The 14,547-nt window shown below is 55.3% G+C and carries 13 protein-coding genes; 12 read left to right on the top strand and 1 reads right to left on the bottom strand.

What is annotated here, in order from left to right; genetic code table 11:
- The first annotated feature begins 331 nt into the window (after positions 1–331).
- From CXF97_RS18745 to CXF97_RS18760, 4 genes are read left to right on the top strand one after another with little or no spacing between them, the layout of a single operon-like run.
- A complete protein-coding gene (locus CXF97_RS18745) occupies positions 332–1,498 on the top strand; it encodes an SAVED domain-containing protein (RefSeq protein WP_019816995.1) in 1,167 nt (388 codons plus the stop codon).
- A complete protein-coding gene (locus CXF97_RS18750) occupies positions 1,499–2,749 on the top strand; it encodes a nucleotidyltransferase (RefSeq protein WP_019816996.1) in 1,251 nt (416 codons plus the stop codon).
- The gene (locus CXF97_RS18755; RefSeq protein ID WP_019816997.1) at positions 2,733–4,517 is read left to right on the top strand and encodes a ThiF family adenylyltransferase; all 1,785 of its coding nucleotides are present in this window, start codon (positions 2,733–2,735) and stop codon (positions 4,515–4,517) included. The genes CXF97_RS18750 and CXF97_RS18755 overlap by 17 nt, the downstream gene beginning before the upstream one ends.
- Positions 4,514–4,996: a Mov34/MPN/PAD-1 family protein gene (locus tag CXF97_RS18760; RefSeq protein WP_019816998.1), complete on the top strand. Its 483-nt coding sequence runs from the start codon at positions 4,514–4,516 to the stop codon at positions 4,994–4,996. Before CXF97_RS18755 ends, CXF97_RS18760 begins: the two co-directional genes overlap by 4 nt.
- Before the next feature lie 28 nt (positions 4,997–5,024).
- Here the strand turns inward: CXF97_RS18760 and CXF97_RS18765 are convergent, their stop codons facing one another.
- Positions 5,025–5,573: a 3'-5' exonuclease gene (locus CXF97_RS18765; RefSeq protein ID WP_054916991.1), complete on the bottom strand. Its 549-nt coding sequence runs from the start codon at positions 5,571–5,573 to the stop codon at positions 5,025–5,027.
- 127 nt (positions 5,574–5,700) lie between these two features.
- Between CXF97_RS18765 and CXF97_RS18770 the strand changes: the two genes are divergently transcribed.
- The 8 genes from CXF97_RS18770 (at position 5,701) to CXF97_RS18805 (ending at position 14,521) form a co-directional block, all read left to right on the top strand.
- The gene (locus tag CXF97_RS18770; RefSeq protein WP_082060922.1) at positions 5,701–6,339 is read left to right on the top strand and encodes an antitoxin Xre/MbcA/ParS toxin-binding domain-containing protein; all 639 of its coding nucleotides are present in this window, start codon (positions 5,701–5,703) and stop codon (positions 6,337–6,339) included.
- A 287-nt stretch (positions 6,340–6,626) separates the two neighbouring features.
- Complete coding sequence (locus CXF97_RS18775; RefSeq protein ID WP_054916990.1) at positions 6,627–6,968, top strand: hypothetical protein; 342 nt, start codon at positions 6,627–6,629, stop codon at positions 6,966–6,968.
- A gap of 100 nt (positions 6,969–7,068) precedes the next feature.
- On the top strand, positions 7,069–8,325 hold the full coding sequence (locus tag CXF97_RS18780; protein ID WP_054916989.1) for a TolC family protein: 1,257 nt from the start codon (positions 7,069–7,071) through the stop codon (positions 8,323–8,325).
- Positions 8,322–9,803 carry an efflux RND transporter periplasmic adaptor subunit gene (locus tag CXF97_RS18785; protein WP_054916987.1) on the top strand — a complete coding sequence of 494 codons (1,482 nt, stop codon included), beginning with the start codon at positions 8,322–8,324 and terminating at the stop codon, positions 9,801–9,803. Before CXF97_RS18780 ends, CXF97_RS18785 begins: the two co-directional genes overlap by 4 nt.
- Positions 9,800–12,958, top strand: a complete 3,159-nt coding sequence (locus CXF97_RS18790) for an efflux RND transporter permease subunit (RefSeq protein ID WP_062386182.1) — start codon at positions 9,800–9,802, stop codon at positions 12,956–12,958. The genes CXF97_RS18785 and CXF97_RS18790 overlap by 4 nt, the downstream gene beginning before the upstream one ends.
- Positions 12,955–13,305, top strand: a complete 351-nt coding sequence (locus CXF97_RS18795) for a copper-binding protein (protein WP_062386181.1) — start codon at positions 12,955–12,957, stop codon at positions 13,303–13,305. The genes CXF97_RS18790 and CXF97_RS18795 overlap by 4 nt, the downstream gene beginning before the upstream one ends.
- A gap of 157 nt (positions 13,306–13,462) precedes the next feature.
- Complete coding sequence (locus CXF97_RS18800; protein ID WP_062386180.1) at positions 13,463–14,008, top strand: arsinothricin resistance N-acetyltransferase ArsN1 family B; 546 nt, start codon at positions 13,463–13,465, stop codon at positions 14,006–14,008.
- Between the two features lie 120 nt (positions 14,009–14,128).
- Positions 14,129–14,521, top strand: coding sequence for a hypothetical protein (locus CXF97_RS18805; RefSeq protein ID WP_062386179.1), 393 nt, complete (start codon positions 14,129–14,131; stop codon positions 14,519–14,521).
- Positions 14,522–14,547 lie beyond the last annotated feature (26 nt).

Here is a 14,547-nt window from a genome sequence, read left to right on the forward strand (position 1 = left end):
CGCGCATTTACTGCCATGTGTTGTAGGGTCGTGTAGTGACGAACGTCGTAGGGTATGAGGAAGGTATGTATCGAAATTAGGGAGTTTATGTCTTTCGCATAAATTCCCTAATTTCAATACATACGCTGTGCTCAGCACCCCATTCCCAGCACTTGCCCAAAACGAATGCGGCCATCACTTCGTTTCGCTGAGTCACAAAGTGTCCGGTTCGAAGCCGATCCAGCGCCCATCACCCTCGAATCGCTCTTGAAATCAAAGCAAATGGCCTTAAGATGATCTTATCTTGCCATCATCGTTTTTAATCATGGATGTTTCTCGGGGGTAGGTCGGAATGGCAGAACAAGAAGATGCTAAGCCCGCAAGCGGGCGCTTCAACACAAATGAAGAGACGAAGCGGATCGTATGGACACAGACCGCTGGTCATTGTGAACTGTGCGGTACGGATCTGACGTTCGACTATCGTGCTGGCAAGCCAATGAGATGGGGCGAAGTGGCGCATATTCTGCCCGCCAGTCCCAAAGGCCCTCGGGGACGCGCGGATCATGATGCTGAGGCGCACACTAACGATACCGCTAATCTGATGCTCCTGTGCCCAGGTTGTCATGACAAAATTGATCGTGATGCAGACGGGTATCCTGAAAATGATTTGAGTGGTTTACACCAAGCGTACCTGGAACGCATCCGACTCGCCGCAACGACCCCCGATGGTGGTAGAGCCATTCCTCTCATCGTCCTGAGTCAGCATTTCCAGACGATCAACGACATTCCCGTTCGCGATCTGTTGACTGCGATGTCGGCTGAAGGACTAACGGCCTTCGATCAAGGCATTAAAATCACTTTCCCTGCACCCGGACCGCGAGGTAGGGACGCGACCTATTGGCAGAACATCAAAGACAGTGTCCAGTATGAGTTGGAGCAGCAACTCAAGCGTCGCGGCGGCACCTACGGCGATGCGCCTGCACTAGCTGTAGTGGGCTTGGCCGATATCCCGGCATTGATGATGTTGGGCCAGGGTATCGGCGACCGTTCCAAACGCTTGATCTTCTCCTTCCACCGCGAGCATCGGTTGCGCTGGCCCGATCAGTCCGCTGAGCCGCCCGCTTTTTTGTTTACACCTCCCTCCGACGGCGACGGGCCACTGGCGCTTGTGCTCTCCATTTCTGCGCAAGTCCCGGTTCGCGACGTGACCGACGCTCTGCCCGGTGCACGTATTGCAGAGCTGTCGATCCCAGAACCAAGCTATGCGATGGTACAGAACCGTCGGGTGATTCATGCCTTTCGTGACGCACTTCAAATACGGCTGAGCCAGCTTGAAGCTCTGACTCCTGAACCTATCCACGTCTTCGCCGCTATTCCTGCGGCATTGGCCATCGAGTTTGGTGCGTTGCTCACAACGCAGCATCAACATACGTACCTGATCTTTGATCGGGACAAAGAAAACCAAGATCGGTTTACGCAAACACTGCAATTGGGCTCGATGGCCCAGGAGGCTAGGTAAATGCTGTTGAGCAACGAACAGACCAAGCGCAGCAGTTGGGAATATTTTCTGCTTCGCGCCGCGCGGGAAATCTCGCTGTCGGAAGCGCAGTACCAGAAAATCAATGACCGCTACTCCCAACTGGAAAAAATCCTCTCGGCCTCCGACAACCCGCTCCTCGCTGAGGCCCATATCTTCGTTCAAGGCTCGATGCGGCTGAAAACGACCATCAAGCCAATCCCCGGTGCGCCTGCGGATCTGGACACCATTGATGCGGACGCGATTATCTGGCTCCCTCACGCTCAAGGCGCTAGTGCGAAGGAAGTTCTAGAAGCGATTGAGCAGCGTTTTAGGGAAGGCTCCCGCGTTCAGGAAGAAGTTAAGCAATTACGTCGTGGCATCCGGATTGTTTATGCCGACGAGAATCCAGGCTTCCACATCGATGTCACCCCCGCACGTGCGATCAACGGAAATGGCGAAGCCAACGGCGAGGGTAAACTGGAGGTTCCGGATCGGGTCACAGGGTGGAAAGCAAGCAGCCCTATCCCGTACTCGAATTGGTTACAGGTTGCCTCTGCCCAGGAAATTTCTCTGGAAAGCTTGGTAGTTGCCAAAAGCCAGCGGATGCTCGATGCCGCGACACAAGATCCTTTGCCGCATTATCAGGATTACATCGATCAAGATCCCCTGCGTGCGACCATAAAGCTGCTCAAGCGGCATCGCGATGAATGGGCCATCAACACAAGGAGCGCTGATACTCGCCCCATATCCGCTGTCATAACCACTTTGGCCACTCACGCATACCTGGATGTCGTGAAGGAATCACAGTCGAAGCCTTTGGCTCCGCTCGATGCAATTTTGGAAATCGTTCGTAGAATGCCGCAGCACATCGCGCATAGAGGTAACGATTGCTTTGTCTGCAACCCTGCCGATAACGGCGAAAACTTTGCAGAAAAGTGGAATCGACCAGGCGAGGGGCAAGGCTATCGACAAGCATTTGCCAAGTGGCATGCGGACGCCAGTGCATCCGTATCATTGGGTTTGGAAAGTTTTGAATCCAATGATTCCTTTGCAGAAGCAGTGAAAAAGAATTTCGGTATTGCACCGGCATTCATTTCGGCAGTGAACAATGAGATCCCTGCGAATTGGACCATGCCCGGCCGACCGGATGGCACTACTCGAAACTCTGCTTCGATGGGTTCGCTCTTCGGAGGAGCCAGCGGTGGCGGAACCTCTCAGTCGAGCGTAAAGCCAGTTGGACGCCTTGGCTGATCCTATTACGACGCCATTGCAGCGCGGAATCGCCGCACTGCGAAATACCCTAGGTCAGGATGCTGCCGATGCATTGCTCCAGCCCGCACCCATGCGGGCTGACGAAGCGGCGTCCTTTCACTTTCCCTTGCCCATCGATTACACGGGCCAGGAGCGGCGACTGCGTATTGGTTTTCCCTCCAACTTCCCCCGTGGGCTTTTGCGACTGAACGTCGAACCCTCTCCGTGGCTGGTCTGGCCGCATGCCACCAAGTCGGGGCTTTGCCTTCATGGCTTTCAGGAACGCCCCATTATGGGCTCCCCGGAGGTCGTTGTAGAGGACAGCCTTAATCGCCTAGCCCAGATCGTTTCGTTGTCCAAGATGGGATCAAGCCAGGCAACGCGCGATATCGAATTTCAGAATGAGATCACTACCTACTGGTCTTTCCAGCACGGTCAGTCATTCCAGAACCTCTTACTTTTGGATCGACCCCAGGCCGCCTCGCAATTGTTTGCGCTCAGCGATCCGCGCCGGGCTGTGCCATCCGGACAGGAAACGGTTTGGCTAGCATCGAACGTAGCTGCACTCAAAGGGCATTACCGACGGGTTGTCGGGCGCTCCGCTGTCATTCGCGCGGCCGAAACTCCCGGTTTTTACGTCAAGCTTCAGACCTATCCGGATATCCGCACCCCGGATCCAGAAGATCTAATGCTGTGGCTAACACCACATCTTCAACCAGACGATGCCGAGCAATTGCTGGCATGGTTTGAGCAGCATGGAACGTTGGCAAGTCGATGGATTGTTCTAGAGCTTCCAGGGGGGACGGATTCTCCAACTTATTGCCTCAATGTACGCTCGCTTGGCGTACAGCAGGAGCGGGGGGCAAAGTTTGGCTTGCGTACAGCGCGCCGCAGGCCAGCGATCGCAAATGCACATCCTCCGGCGCTCGTCCGAGCAACTGCCCTGGACGTGCTTGATCGAGCGTCCATTCTGTCCCGCGATAAAAGCGGCACTGCACAGCGCCTTGAAAATGCTCGGGTAGTTTGCGTTGGTGTTGGCTCGCTAGGCAGTGCGGTGGCAATACAGTTGGCACGATCCGGTGTTGGCCACCTTACCCTCATCGATCCTGACACCTTGGTGTCAGCCAATCTGGGAAGGCATGTTCTGGGAGCGGATAGCCTAGGGAGATTGAAAGCGTCAGCGTTGAGGGACAAGATTCTGTTAGATCTCCCGACGACAGAATGCACCGCTTATTCGACATTCGCCGAAGTGGTGATGAGCAGCAAACCAGAAGTGTTCGATAATGCAGATCTGGTGGTGATCACGACAGCAGACTGGCAGTCGGAGGTCACTGTATGGCGAGCCAAATCCAGCGGCGTTCCTTGGGGGGTCTTACAAGCCTGGAGCGAACCGTACACCCAGGTAGGCCATGCGCTATTCGCACCAGCCGGCACCTTTGATGGCCGTCATCTATTCACGGACGTCGGCGATTTCTTGCATAAATTTACAGAGTGGCCGGGAGGGGGTGTGGTTCCATTGCCCGCTTGTGGGGAGAGCTTTATCCCAGGCGGCTCGCTGGGGATGACCAATATCGCCTCTATGGTTTCGCACACGGCCTTACGCGCATTGACCGGCAACATTGCCACTGCATCTTGGGTCAGCAGTATCTACAGGCCTGAAGATGTGCCGAGCCTGGGAGGCCAATACCATGGGCCCGAACTGCCAGAGGGGGCGCAGCAAATTTTACTCGAGCGCGGATGGCCGGAAGATAAGGACGAAACGGTATGACGGATATTGCGTGGCGCTGGCGATGGCCGGAAGTTAATTCCGAGCTATTGGTGTCCCAAGCTGTCGCGGACATCTTGAATAGTCATCGGCAGGGCCTTTTTGGCGTGGAGCGAGGGGGACAGTTATTCGTCAATCCGGTTGATCCCAAAGGGTTGCTGCTGGCCTCGGCCACGTTGCCTCATCGCGCTGATCGGTCAGGCTGGTCTTGGCTAGAATTGGATGCGGAGCGATGCCGTCTGGAGATCCAGGCTGCCAACGAACAAGGGTTACGTCTAGTGGGCTATTGGCATACGCATCCCCAATCCATTCCAGTGATATCTCCGGCAGACATCGGAAGTTTTTCCAAATTTGCTGCACGTTACACGCAGGATCTGCCGCACCCCATAGCCGTTATTGTCGGCAAGTCCGAAAAACCAGAAGGTATCAAGGCTTGGTCATTCAGGGACGGCAGATACATTGAGGCAACCTGGGTCGGATGAGCTTCAAGTCCGTGCGGTGGAAGGCGGATCAGCGGTTACCTTTACCCGCTAACATTAGGGCGAAGAGCTCCGCCTGAAAGCGGGCATCATCCAATGCGTTATGGTTGGGTTCGCTGATTGGCTTCAGCGCAGCGGTCATTTTGGATGATTTTGTTTCCTGCCAATTGCAACCTACAGCGCCCATAAAGTAGGCCTTCATGTCGATAGCTGTGAAACCAAAGGGGTTGGTTTCCAAATATTTGTGGAAGTAGTAATTGACGAATGACCAGTCAAACGGTGCGTTTAGCCCTACGAAAATGACCTTCTGCCCCGTTTGGCAGGACGATTTCAGCCATTCACTAAGTGTCAGCATCGCCTCTCGCGGAGCGAGGCCCTCGTGCTCCAGCTTTTCCAGACTCAGCCCCGATACTGCCAGTGCTTCTGGATCGTGTTTTGGGCTATCAGGTCGCAGTTCAAGATAGATGGACGTTGCAGGTTGGTTTACAAGGCAAGCTCCAATGGAAAGCAGACTGTATTCGCCTGGTATAGGCCCAGACGTCTCGACGTCGACGGAAACGTATAGCTCATCAGCGTTCATGTCATATCCTTTTCGTGTAATTGCCTGATCACGCTACCAGCGTATTGCGCGTTCCTTTGGTCAGCTCTGCGCCCGAGCATAATGATGTGTGTCATTCTCTGATGGCTTTGATGAGGGCCAGGCGATCATGAGTGAAACTGAGCGGTGGGTAGCCAAATGCCAGAATACTGAGGACGGTACTGGCGACATCATCATTGAGCTGCCTCCAGAGTTGCTTGACCAAATGGGGTTAGGTATTGGGGACGATCTGGAGCTAACGGTAGCGAATGGCACAATAATGCTAACGCCCATGCACAACTTAACATCGGTGCTGCCCATGTTTGCTGGCATCCTGCGACAGGATGTCTATCATGCTTACCGCATGCGTCTGGAGGCCCTTCTTGATATCTCTGTCAATGCTTCGTGTCTGGACATTCACCACATGATAGTAGCTGGATTCCCGGCCTGTCTGGTCCATGTGCTGTGTGATAGTGGGACCCTTAGCAATGAAGAACGCGACAGAATCGTTCAACCAAAAGCGCTCAAAACAAGGTTGGCAGCCAATCAGCTCTTGACGCTGCATGAGAGCGATCGCCTGTTCCGGTTTGCACACATCAGCGCCTTGGCCGAGGTGATCTTCGGTGACAAAGGCAAGGCCAAACAATGGCTTTCCAAGCCCAAAGCCCGTTTTTTGGGTGAAAGCCCATCAGCGATGGTCACTACAACCATTGGCACACATCTAGTCGAAGAAATGCTGATTCAGGTGTCTGAGGGCCTTTCATTCTAGTTCCACCGCAGCCGAGTGGAACCAACCCTAAGTAATTATGCGAGCACAGCACGCATTGCTAAGGCGGCGCGCTCCATTAAAGTCGGGCGCTACAGAATTGAATATTTTTCTCGCCGACCTTCAGATAGCGCGCTGATCCGTGCTGCGTCAAAAGGTAACTGAAAAAATAATGCAGGCTTAATGCTGATGGGCTTACATCGTGCGTTATTAAGCGGCTCGCATGCGCTAGCTGAAAGCCAGCGTTAATTAATTGTTCGCGCCAATTCTGACGGCTACACTCCAACCTCATGAAACGCTACCTGCGGTTTTGTCTTATTTTCTTGATCAGCCTGGCGCTTCCCCTCAGCGGGATGGCGGGGGTGCAGGCACCGACAGAACCGTGCCCGATGAAAGCCACGGGCATGGCGATGATGGACGACATGGGCATGGATTGTTGCAATGACATGAAGAGCCCGACCGAGCATGGGAAACCCTGCAAACCGGGTCAGGAGTGCAAGACGGGCGGGATGCTACAAGTTTCGATCGTCAAGCCGCCCGTGACTCTGCTCAGCCCCGTCGTGCTGGCCTTTTCCAGCGATTCCGTTCCTTTGTCCACCCCATCCGGTGTATGGCGACCGCCCCGCGTCTGATTCCTGTCCGTTATTGAACCTCATCCTGTTTTTAACGGGATGGCATGGCTGTGCGCAGGCCTTTTGAAGCGCTCAGCGGATCATCGCAGGAATCGCAAACATGAACCCCAAGTGCTTTTGCACAGGTTGGTCCCTAGTGGCCGGTCTGGCGGCAAGCGTACTGGCCTTGCCGAGCTTCGCTACCTCGCTGACGCTCGAAGAGGCCTTGCGGCTGGCCGAAAACACCGCGCCGTCGCTGTCTGCACAGGATGCAAAGATTCAGGCTGCCAGCAGTGCGGCCATTCCAGCGGGTGAGCTACCTGACCCGAAGTTGCTCGCTGGTCTGCAGAACTATCCCATCGGCGGCCCAGATCGCTGGAGCGTCAATGATGACTTCATGACCATGCAAATGGTCGGGGTCAGGCAAGACATGCCCAATAGTGACAAGCGCAGGGCGCGGATCGAGGTGGCGAACGCAGGGGTTGAGCGTGCCGCTGCCGAGCGTCAGGTCGAACGCCTGAACGTGCGCCAAGCCACGGCGCTGGCTTGGATCAGCAGCTATTCAATAGAGCGCAAAGACGCGCTGTTCCAGGACTTCTACAAGGAGAACCGCTTGCTGAGCGACACTGTCCGCGCGCAAATTGCCGGCGGTCGCGCACAACCGGCCGATGCCGTGACACCGAAGCAGGAAGCGGCGCAACTGGCCGAGCAGCAAGACGATCTGATACGCCAGCGTGCTCAAGCGCGCGCGGCGCTGAAACGCTGGATTGGTCCGGCCGCCAACGCAACGCCGGCGGGAAGTCTTCCGCAGTGGCCGATCGATACGTCAGGCTTGCCCCATAAACTGCAACATCATCCCGAGCTGGCCGCGTACGGGCCGATGACCCGTGAAGCGCAAGCCAAGGTGCGCGAGGCGCAGGCGGAGAAAAAGTCCGACTGGAGTTGGGAGGTGGATTATCAGCACCGTGATCGGCAGTTCGGCGACATGGTCAGCGTGCAACTTTCCTGGGATCTGCCGTTGTTTCCGCAGACCCGGCAAAACCCAAAAATTGCCGCACGAGAAGCCGAAGTCAACCAACTCGAATCCGAGCGCGAAGCCTTGTCACGCGAGCATACCGAGCAACTGGAAAGTGTACTGGCTGACTATGAACGGCTCAATCGTGCGGTCCAGCGCAATGCGCAAAGTCTGCTGCCGCTGGCCAAAGAAAAAGTCGAACTCAGCATGGCCAGCTACCGCGCCGGTAAAGGCGATTTGAATGCGGTTGTCGCCGCCCGACGTGAACTCATCGAGGCTCGTCTCAAACAAGTCGAAGTGGAGGAACAGCGAGCACTGATCAATGCACGACTGTATTTTGCGTATGGAGAGGCCAGCCAATGAGCCTTAAAAAGAGTGGGGTTTTGTTGGCAGGCGTTGCAATGGCAGTGGGGATCGCCGGTGGTTACTGGCTAGCACTTCAACGCGTCAGCGAAGTACGGGACGCTTCGTCTGAGCAAAATCAAAACGCACCAAATGAACGCAAAGCCATGTACTGGTATGACCCGATGTACCCCCAACAGAAGTTCGACAAACCGGGTAAATCGCCGTTCATGGACATGCAGCTGGTTCCGCAATACGCCAGTGGCGGCAACGATCAAGCGACGGTCAGCATCGATCCGAGCGTGGCGCAGAATCTCGGTCTGCGCTCGGCGATGGTCAGCCGTGGAGTGTTTGCATCCAGCCTTGATGTGAGTGGCATCCTCGCCTTTAACGAACGGGATGTTGCGGTTATCCAGGCTCGTACTCCAGGCTTTGTAGAGCGGGTCTACGCCCATGCACCCGGTGATCTGCTCAAAGCCAATGCGGCGCTGGCGGATATTCTGGTGCCCGAGTGGGCGGCGGCTCAGACTGAGTTCCTGGCCCTGAAAAATAACGGTGATCGCGACTTGCTCGCCGCTGCGCGGCAGCGCTTACTGCTTAGTGGAATGCCGCCGGGAGTGATTGCCCAGGTCGAACGTAGCGGTAAGGTCCAACCTTATCTGACTTTGACCAGCCCGATTGGCGGGGTGCTGCAAGAGCTCAACCTGCGCATAGGCATGACCGTCGCGGCAGGCGAGACACTGGCGCGGGTCAATGGTCTGAGCAGTGTCTGGCTGGCGGTGTCCGTTCCTGAATCCGACGCGGGTACCATCGCCGAGGGGCAAAAGGTCGAGGCGCAGTTGCCGGCCTTCCCTGGGACCAAGGTCAATGGCACTGTCAGCACAATTCTGCCGGACACCAATGCGGATAGCCGCACCCTGCGCGTACGGGTCGAACTACCCAATCCAGACGGTCGCCTAAAGCCCGGTTTGACGGCGCAAGTGCGCTTGAGCAGCTCAACTGAGCAGGGTGTGGTGTGGGTGCCGAGCGAGGCCGTCATTCGCACCGGTCGACGTGCCTTGGTGATGCTAGCCGAAGATGCTGGCCGATATCGCCCCGTTGAAGTGCAGCTCGGGCAGGAAAGCAGTGGCAAGACAGTAATTGTTAAAGGTCTGGATGAAGGTCAGAAGGTAGTTACCTCGGGCCAATTTCTGCTCGATTCGGAGGCCAGTTTAAAGGGTATCGTGGCCAGTTCAGCAGACGTACCACCCCGTATCGCAGCAGCCTCAGGTCTGCATGAGGCGGACGGGCAGATCGTCGAAATCGACGATAAAGAAGTCACACTCGCCCACGGCCCCTTCAAGACACTGGGCATGCCGGGCATGACGATGACGTTTCCACTTGCCAATCCTACCCTGATTCAGGGTCTGAAAACGGGCGACAAGGTTCGGGTCGCGGTGAGCCAAACCGACGATGGATTGCGTGTCGAACGTCTAGATAAAACGGGAGGTCAGCCATGATCGCTGCCCTCATCCGTTGGTCTGTTGCCAACCGCTTTTTGGTGCTGTTGGCGACACTTTTCGTCACAGCTTGGGGCATCTGGTCAGTTCAGAACACACCAATCGATGCACTACCGGATCTCTCCGATGTACAGGTGATCATCCGTACCCCTTATCCGGGACAAGCACCGCAGATTGTCGAGAATCAGGTCACCTATCCGCTGGCCACCACCATGCTTTCAGTACCTGGAGCCAAGACCGTGCGCGGGTATTCCTTCTTCGGCGACAGCTTTGTTTACGTGCTGTTCGAAGATGGTACCGACTTGTACTGGGCTCGCTCTCGGGTGCTGGAGTATTTGAGTCAAATACAAAGCCGGTTGCCAGCCAGCGCAAAGCCCGCACTGGGGCCGGACGCAACGGGAGTGGGCTGGATCTATCAGTACGCACTGGTGGATCGCACTGGTGGGCACGATCTCGCGCAACTTCGTGCGCTTCAAGATTGGTTCCTGAAGTTTGAACTCAAGACGCTGCCCAATGTTGCGGAAGTGGCCACCGTGGGCGGCATGGTCAAGCAATACCAAGTACAGCTCGATCCGCTCAAGATGGCCAATCTCGGGATCACTCAGGCACAGGTGACTGAAGCCATCGGCAAGGCCAATCAGGAAACCGGTGGTGCTGTGCTGGAAATGGCCGAAACCGAGTTTATCGTGCGAGCTTCGGGTTATCTAAAGACGCTCAACGATTTTCGGACGATCCCGCTGAAGTTGGAATCAGGCGGTGTGCCTGTAAGCCTTGGCGATGTCGCCACGATTCAGCTTGGGCCGGAAATGAGACGAGGCATCACTGAACTTGACGGGGAAGGCGAGACCGTCGGTGGCGTAGTGATTTTGCGCAGCGGTAAGAATGCTCGCGAGACCATTACGGCGGTGAAGAGCAAACTGGATGAGTTGAAAAGCAGTCTCCCAGCAGGCGTAGAAATCGTAACAACCTACGATCGCAGCAAGCTGATCGACCGCGCAATAGACAACCTCAGTTACAAGCTGCTGGAAGAGTTCATCGTCGTTGCCCTGGTGTGCGGGATCTTCCTCTGGCACCTGCGCTCATCCTTGGTGGCAATCATTTCGCTACCTGTGGGGGTGTTGATTGCATTCATTGTCATGCGGTACCAGGGCATCAACGCCAACATCATGTCCTTGGGTGGGATCGCTATCGCTATCGGTGCCATGGTCGATGCCGCAGTGGTGATGATTGAAAATGCACACAAGAAAATAGAATTCTGGCACACCTCTCATCCTGGGCAGGAGTTGAAGGGTGAGCAGCATTGGCATGTGATGACCGATGCAGCGGCCGAGGTCGGCCCCGCGCTTTTCTTTTGTCTGTTGATCATCACGCTGTCGTTCATTCCGGTGTTCACATTGGAGGCTCAGGAAGGAAGATTGTTTGGCCCACTGGCGTTTACCAAGACCTACGCCATGGCGGCAGCGGCGGGATTGTCGGTGACGTTGGTGCCGGTGCTGATGGGTTATTGGATTCGGGGACGAATTCCGAGTGAGCAACATAACCCTTTAAACCGCTGGTTGATACGGATCTACCAACCCGCGTTGGACGCAGTTCTGCGCCGTCCGAAAACTACTCTGCTGGTGGCGCTGTTGGTATTTGTCAGTGCGCTATGGCCAATGTTTCGCTTGGGTGGGGAGTTCCTTCCACCACTGGACGAAGGGGATCTGCTCTACATGCCTTCAGCCCTGCCGGGGTTGTCGGTGCAGAAGGCTGCACAACTGCTGCAACAGACCGATCGCCTAATCAAAACAGTCCCTGAAGTTGAACACGTTTTCGGCAAGGCCGGTCGTGCTGAGACCGCTACTGATCCAGCGCCGTTGGAAATGTTTGAAACCACGATTCAGTTCAAACCGCATGAGCAATGGCGCCCAGGCATGACCCAGGAAAAATTGGTGGAGGAGCTGGACCGCGTGGTACGCGTGCCTGGCTTGACCAATATTTGGATACCCCCGATTCGCAACCGCATCGACATGCTGGCCACAGGGATCAAAAGTCCCATCGGGGTGAAAGTTGCCGGCACTAACCTGACGGAAATCGATTCGGTCACCCAGGCGGTTGAAAAGGCAGCCAAAAATGTGCCCGGTGTCAGCTCCGCGTTGGCCGAGCGCCTGACCGGTGGCCGCTACATCGATGTGGATATCGATCGTAATGCAGCCGCCCGCTACGGCATGAATATCGCTGATGTGCAGTCCATCGTGGCTGGTGCTATCGGAGGCGAAAATATCGGGGAGACCATTGAGGGGCTCGCACGTTTTCCGATCAGCGTCCGTTATCCGCGAGAGTGGCGTGACTCACCGGGAGCCTTGGAACAATTGCCCATTTACACATCGTCAGGCATCCAGATCACCCTCGGTACTGTGGCAAAAATAAAAATCACTGACGGTCCACCAATGCTCAAGAGCGAGAACGCGCGGCCTTCGGGCTGGGTATACATCGATGTGCGTGGTCGGGACATTGCCTCCGTGGTCGCCGATCTTCGTCAGGTCGTCAATCAACAGGTCAAGTTGCAGCCTGGTATGAGCCTGAGCTACTCGGGGCAGTTCGAGTTTCTCGAAAGAGCTAACGCACGACTAAAGCTGGTCGTACCGGCCACGCTATTGATCATCTTCGTGCTGCTTTACCTGACATTCGCTCGATTCGATGAGGCCCTGTTGATCATGGCCACACTCCCTTTTGCTCTCACCGGAGGGGCATGGTTCCTCTATTTGCTCGGTTTCAATCTGTCGGTGGCAACGGGGGTCGGCTTCATCGCACTGGCCGGGGTTTCTGCAGAGTTCGGCGTGATCATGCTGCTCTACCTGAAGAATGCTTGGGCTGAACGTGTGGGCCTTGGCGATAACTCTGAACATGCACTAGTGGCGTCGATTCGTGAAGGCGCTGTGCAGCGGGTGCGTCCCAAAGCTATGACTGTGGCTGTCATCATCGCGGGCCTGTTGCCCATACTGTTGGGCAGTGGTACCGGCAGCGAAGTGATGAGCCGAATTGCCGCGCCAATGGTCGGCGGCATGGTAACTGCGCCCTTGCTTTCCCTGTTTGTCATCCCGGCGGCCTATCGCTTAATGCGTCGTCGAAATCTACCTAGCAAACCCGTAACTCTGAAAGGAAATGTCGTATGAAACTGACCCTTATTACAGTTGCCAGCACTGCGGTTGTGCTCTCTTTCGCTGCCCATGCACAAGACACGTCAGCAATGAAAATGGACGGTATGGAAGGCATGGAAATGAAGCAGGAATCAAGGCAGATGGCTGTCGCCGATGCCGAGGGCACGATCAAGGCCATTGATCCTGCGAAGCATACCGTGACACTCGCTCACGGTGCCGTCCCAGCTGTTCAATGGCCGCCGATGACCATGGCCTTTTCCGTGTCGGATGACCAATTGGCAGGGTTGAAGGTAGGAGATCGTGTGTCATTCACCTTTCGGGTCGAAGGAGGTAAAGGAACGATTGTTTCCATAAAAAAATGAGTTACTAATGCTGTCGGTTACCTGCACGCATCGTCACGCTGGTAACCGCGCTGTTCCAAGCGAAGCTCACGGATCTAACGCGACATTCTAAAGGGCTGAAAACCCGGCAAGTGGCAGCCCTTCAAACACGATTCTTTACGGGGCAGCAAAGAAAGACATGAACTACAAAGTGAGGGTTGCGACATCTGATGACGCATCTGCCGTCCAGGCCATCTATGCGCCAATGGTTTTGGACACAGTCATCTCGTTCGAGTTGATACCACCGACGGTTGATGAGATGGCAGCACGAATAGCCGCAACAGTGCCGATATATCCCTTTCTGGTCGCAGAGGTAGAAGGCAAGGTCGTTGGATACGCTTACGCAGGTCAGCATCGAGCCAGGGAAGCTTATCGCTGGTCGGTAGACGTCACCGTCTATATCGACCCTGCGGTACACAGAAAAGGACTTGGTCGTGCGCTTTATCAGCGACTTCTACCGCTCCTCGAAAAACAGGGGTTTCATGCAGCCTATGCCGGCATTGCCTTACCTAACGCAGGAAGCATAGGTATCCATGAAGCGCTCGGATTTACCCACATCGGCACCTACCCCGAAGTTGGGTACAAGCACAGCCAGTGGCATAGCGTGGGCTACTGGCGCAAACCGCTTTGTGCGGTGACGCCACCTAAAGAAATCATCCCATTCATTGAGGTAGAGGGAGTGTAAAGGTCAAGGGTGAGATGACGTTGCTGCTATTCGTCGGCATTGAAACCGGGCGGTTCACTTGGAGCTATGCTGATTGATGATTCTCGTTCGAGTCGGTGTATTGATCGACTGGAGGAACGGATGAATTTGGATGATTTTATCTCAGTGCTTTCCGCAGGTGAGGAAATAGGCGGGTGCCAACTCGCCAATTCAGATGCTGTGGCACTCGCCAATCTGCATTTTCCTTTCCGTGCCTATTGTCTTGTTTCTGAATGGGCGATATTAGATCTCGACGTTACAACGTCTCAGCGGCAAGCGATCGCCGATAGAGAGCTAATCCCTGCTCTGGTTTACGCTTTAACCGTTATCCAAGACAGCAGAGGCCGCTTCCAACCTGGCGATTGGGTCAGAACAACGTTGGGGGTTTCCTTCACTCACGCGTGCTTATTTGAGACGAAAAATACGGTTTATGTGCTTATTGGCGCCGGCCGTAGGGTGAGCACAGACTTAAACATCGCATTGAGCTTGTGTTGAAGGCCTCAGCTTATGCGATCCCCCTT

The organism is Pseudomonas sp. Choline-02u-1 (assembly GCF_002836515.1).
Taxonomy (GTDB): Bacteria; Pseudomonadota; Gammaproteobacteria; order Pseudomonadales; family Pseudomonadaceae; genus Aquipseudomonas.

What these genes read in the sequence shown, in the direction of transcription:
- CXF97_RS18745 (WP_019816995.1), top strand. Translation starts at nt 332, where the DNA reads ATGGCAGAACAAGAAGATGCTAAGCCCGCAAGCGGGCGCTTCAACACA.
- CXF97_RS18795 (WP_062386181.1), top strand. Translation starts at nt 12,955, where the DNA reads ATGAAACTGACCCTTATTACAGTTGCCAGCACTGCGGTTGTGCTCTCT.
- CXF97_RS18805 (WP_062386179.1), top strand. Translation starts at nt 14,129, where the DNA reads ATGAATTTGGATGATTTTATCTCAGTGCTTTCCGCAGGTGAGGAAATA.
- CXF97_RS18770 (WP_082060922.1), top strand. Translation starts at nt 5,701, where the DNA reads ATGAGTGAAACTGAGCGGTGGGTAGCCAAATGCCAGAATACTGAGGAC.
- CXF97_RS18780 (WP_054916989.1), top strand. Translation starts at nt 7,069, where the DNA reads ATGAACCCCAAGTGCTTTTGCACAGGTTGGTCCCTAGTGGCCGGTCTG.
- CXF97_RS18800 (WP_062386180.1), top strand. Translation starts at nt 13,463, where the DNA reads ATGAACTACAAAGTGAGGGTTGCGACATCTGATGACGCATCTGCCGTC.
- CXF97_RS18790 (WP_062386182.1), top strand. Translation starts at nt 9,800, where the DNA reads ATGATCGCTGCCCTCATCCGTTGGTCTGTTGCCAACCGCTTTTTGGTG.
- CXF97_RS18765 (WP_054916991.1), bottom strand. Translation starts at nt 5,573, where the DNA reads ATGAACGCTGATGAGCTATACGTTTCCGTCGACGTCGAGACGTCTGGG.
- CXF97_RS18750 (WP_019816996.1), top strand. Translation starts at nt 1,499, where the DNA reads ATGCTGTTGAGCAACGAACAGACCAAGCGCAGCAGTTGGGAATATTTT.
- CXF97_RS18785 (WP_054916987.1), top strand. Translation starts at nt 8,322, where the DNA reads ATGAGCCTTAAAAAGAGTGGGGTTTTGTTGGCAGGCGTTGCAATGGCA.
- CXF97_RS18775 (WP_054916990.1), top strand. Translation starts at nt 6,627, where the DNA reads ATGAAACGCTACCTGCGGTTTTGTCTTATTTTCTTGATCAGCCTGGCG.
- CXF97_RS18760 (WP_019816998.1), top strand. Translation starts at nt 4,514, where the DNA reads ATGACGGATATTGCGTGGCGCTGGCGATGGCCGGAAGTTAATTCCGAG.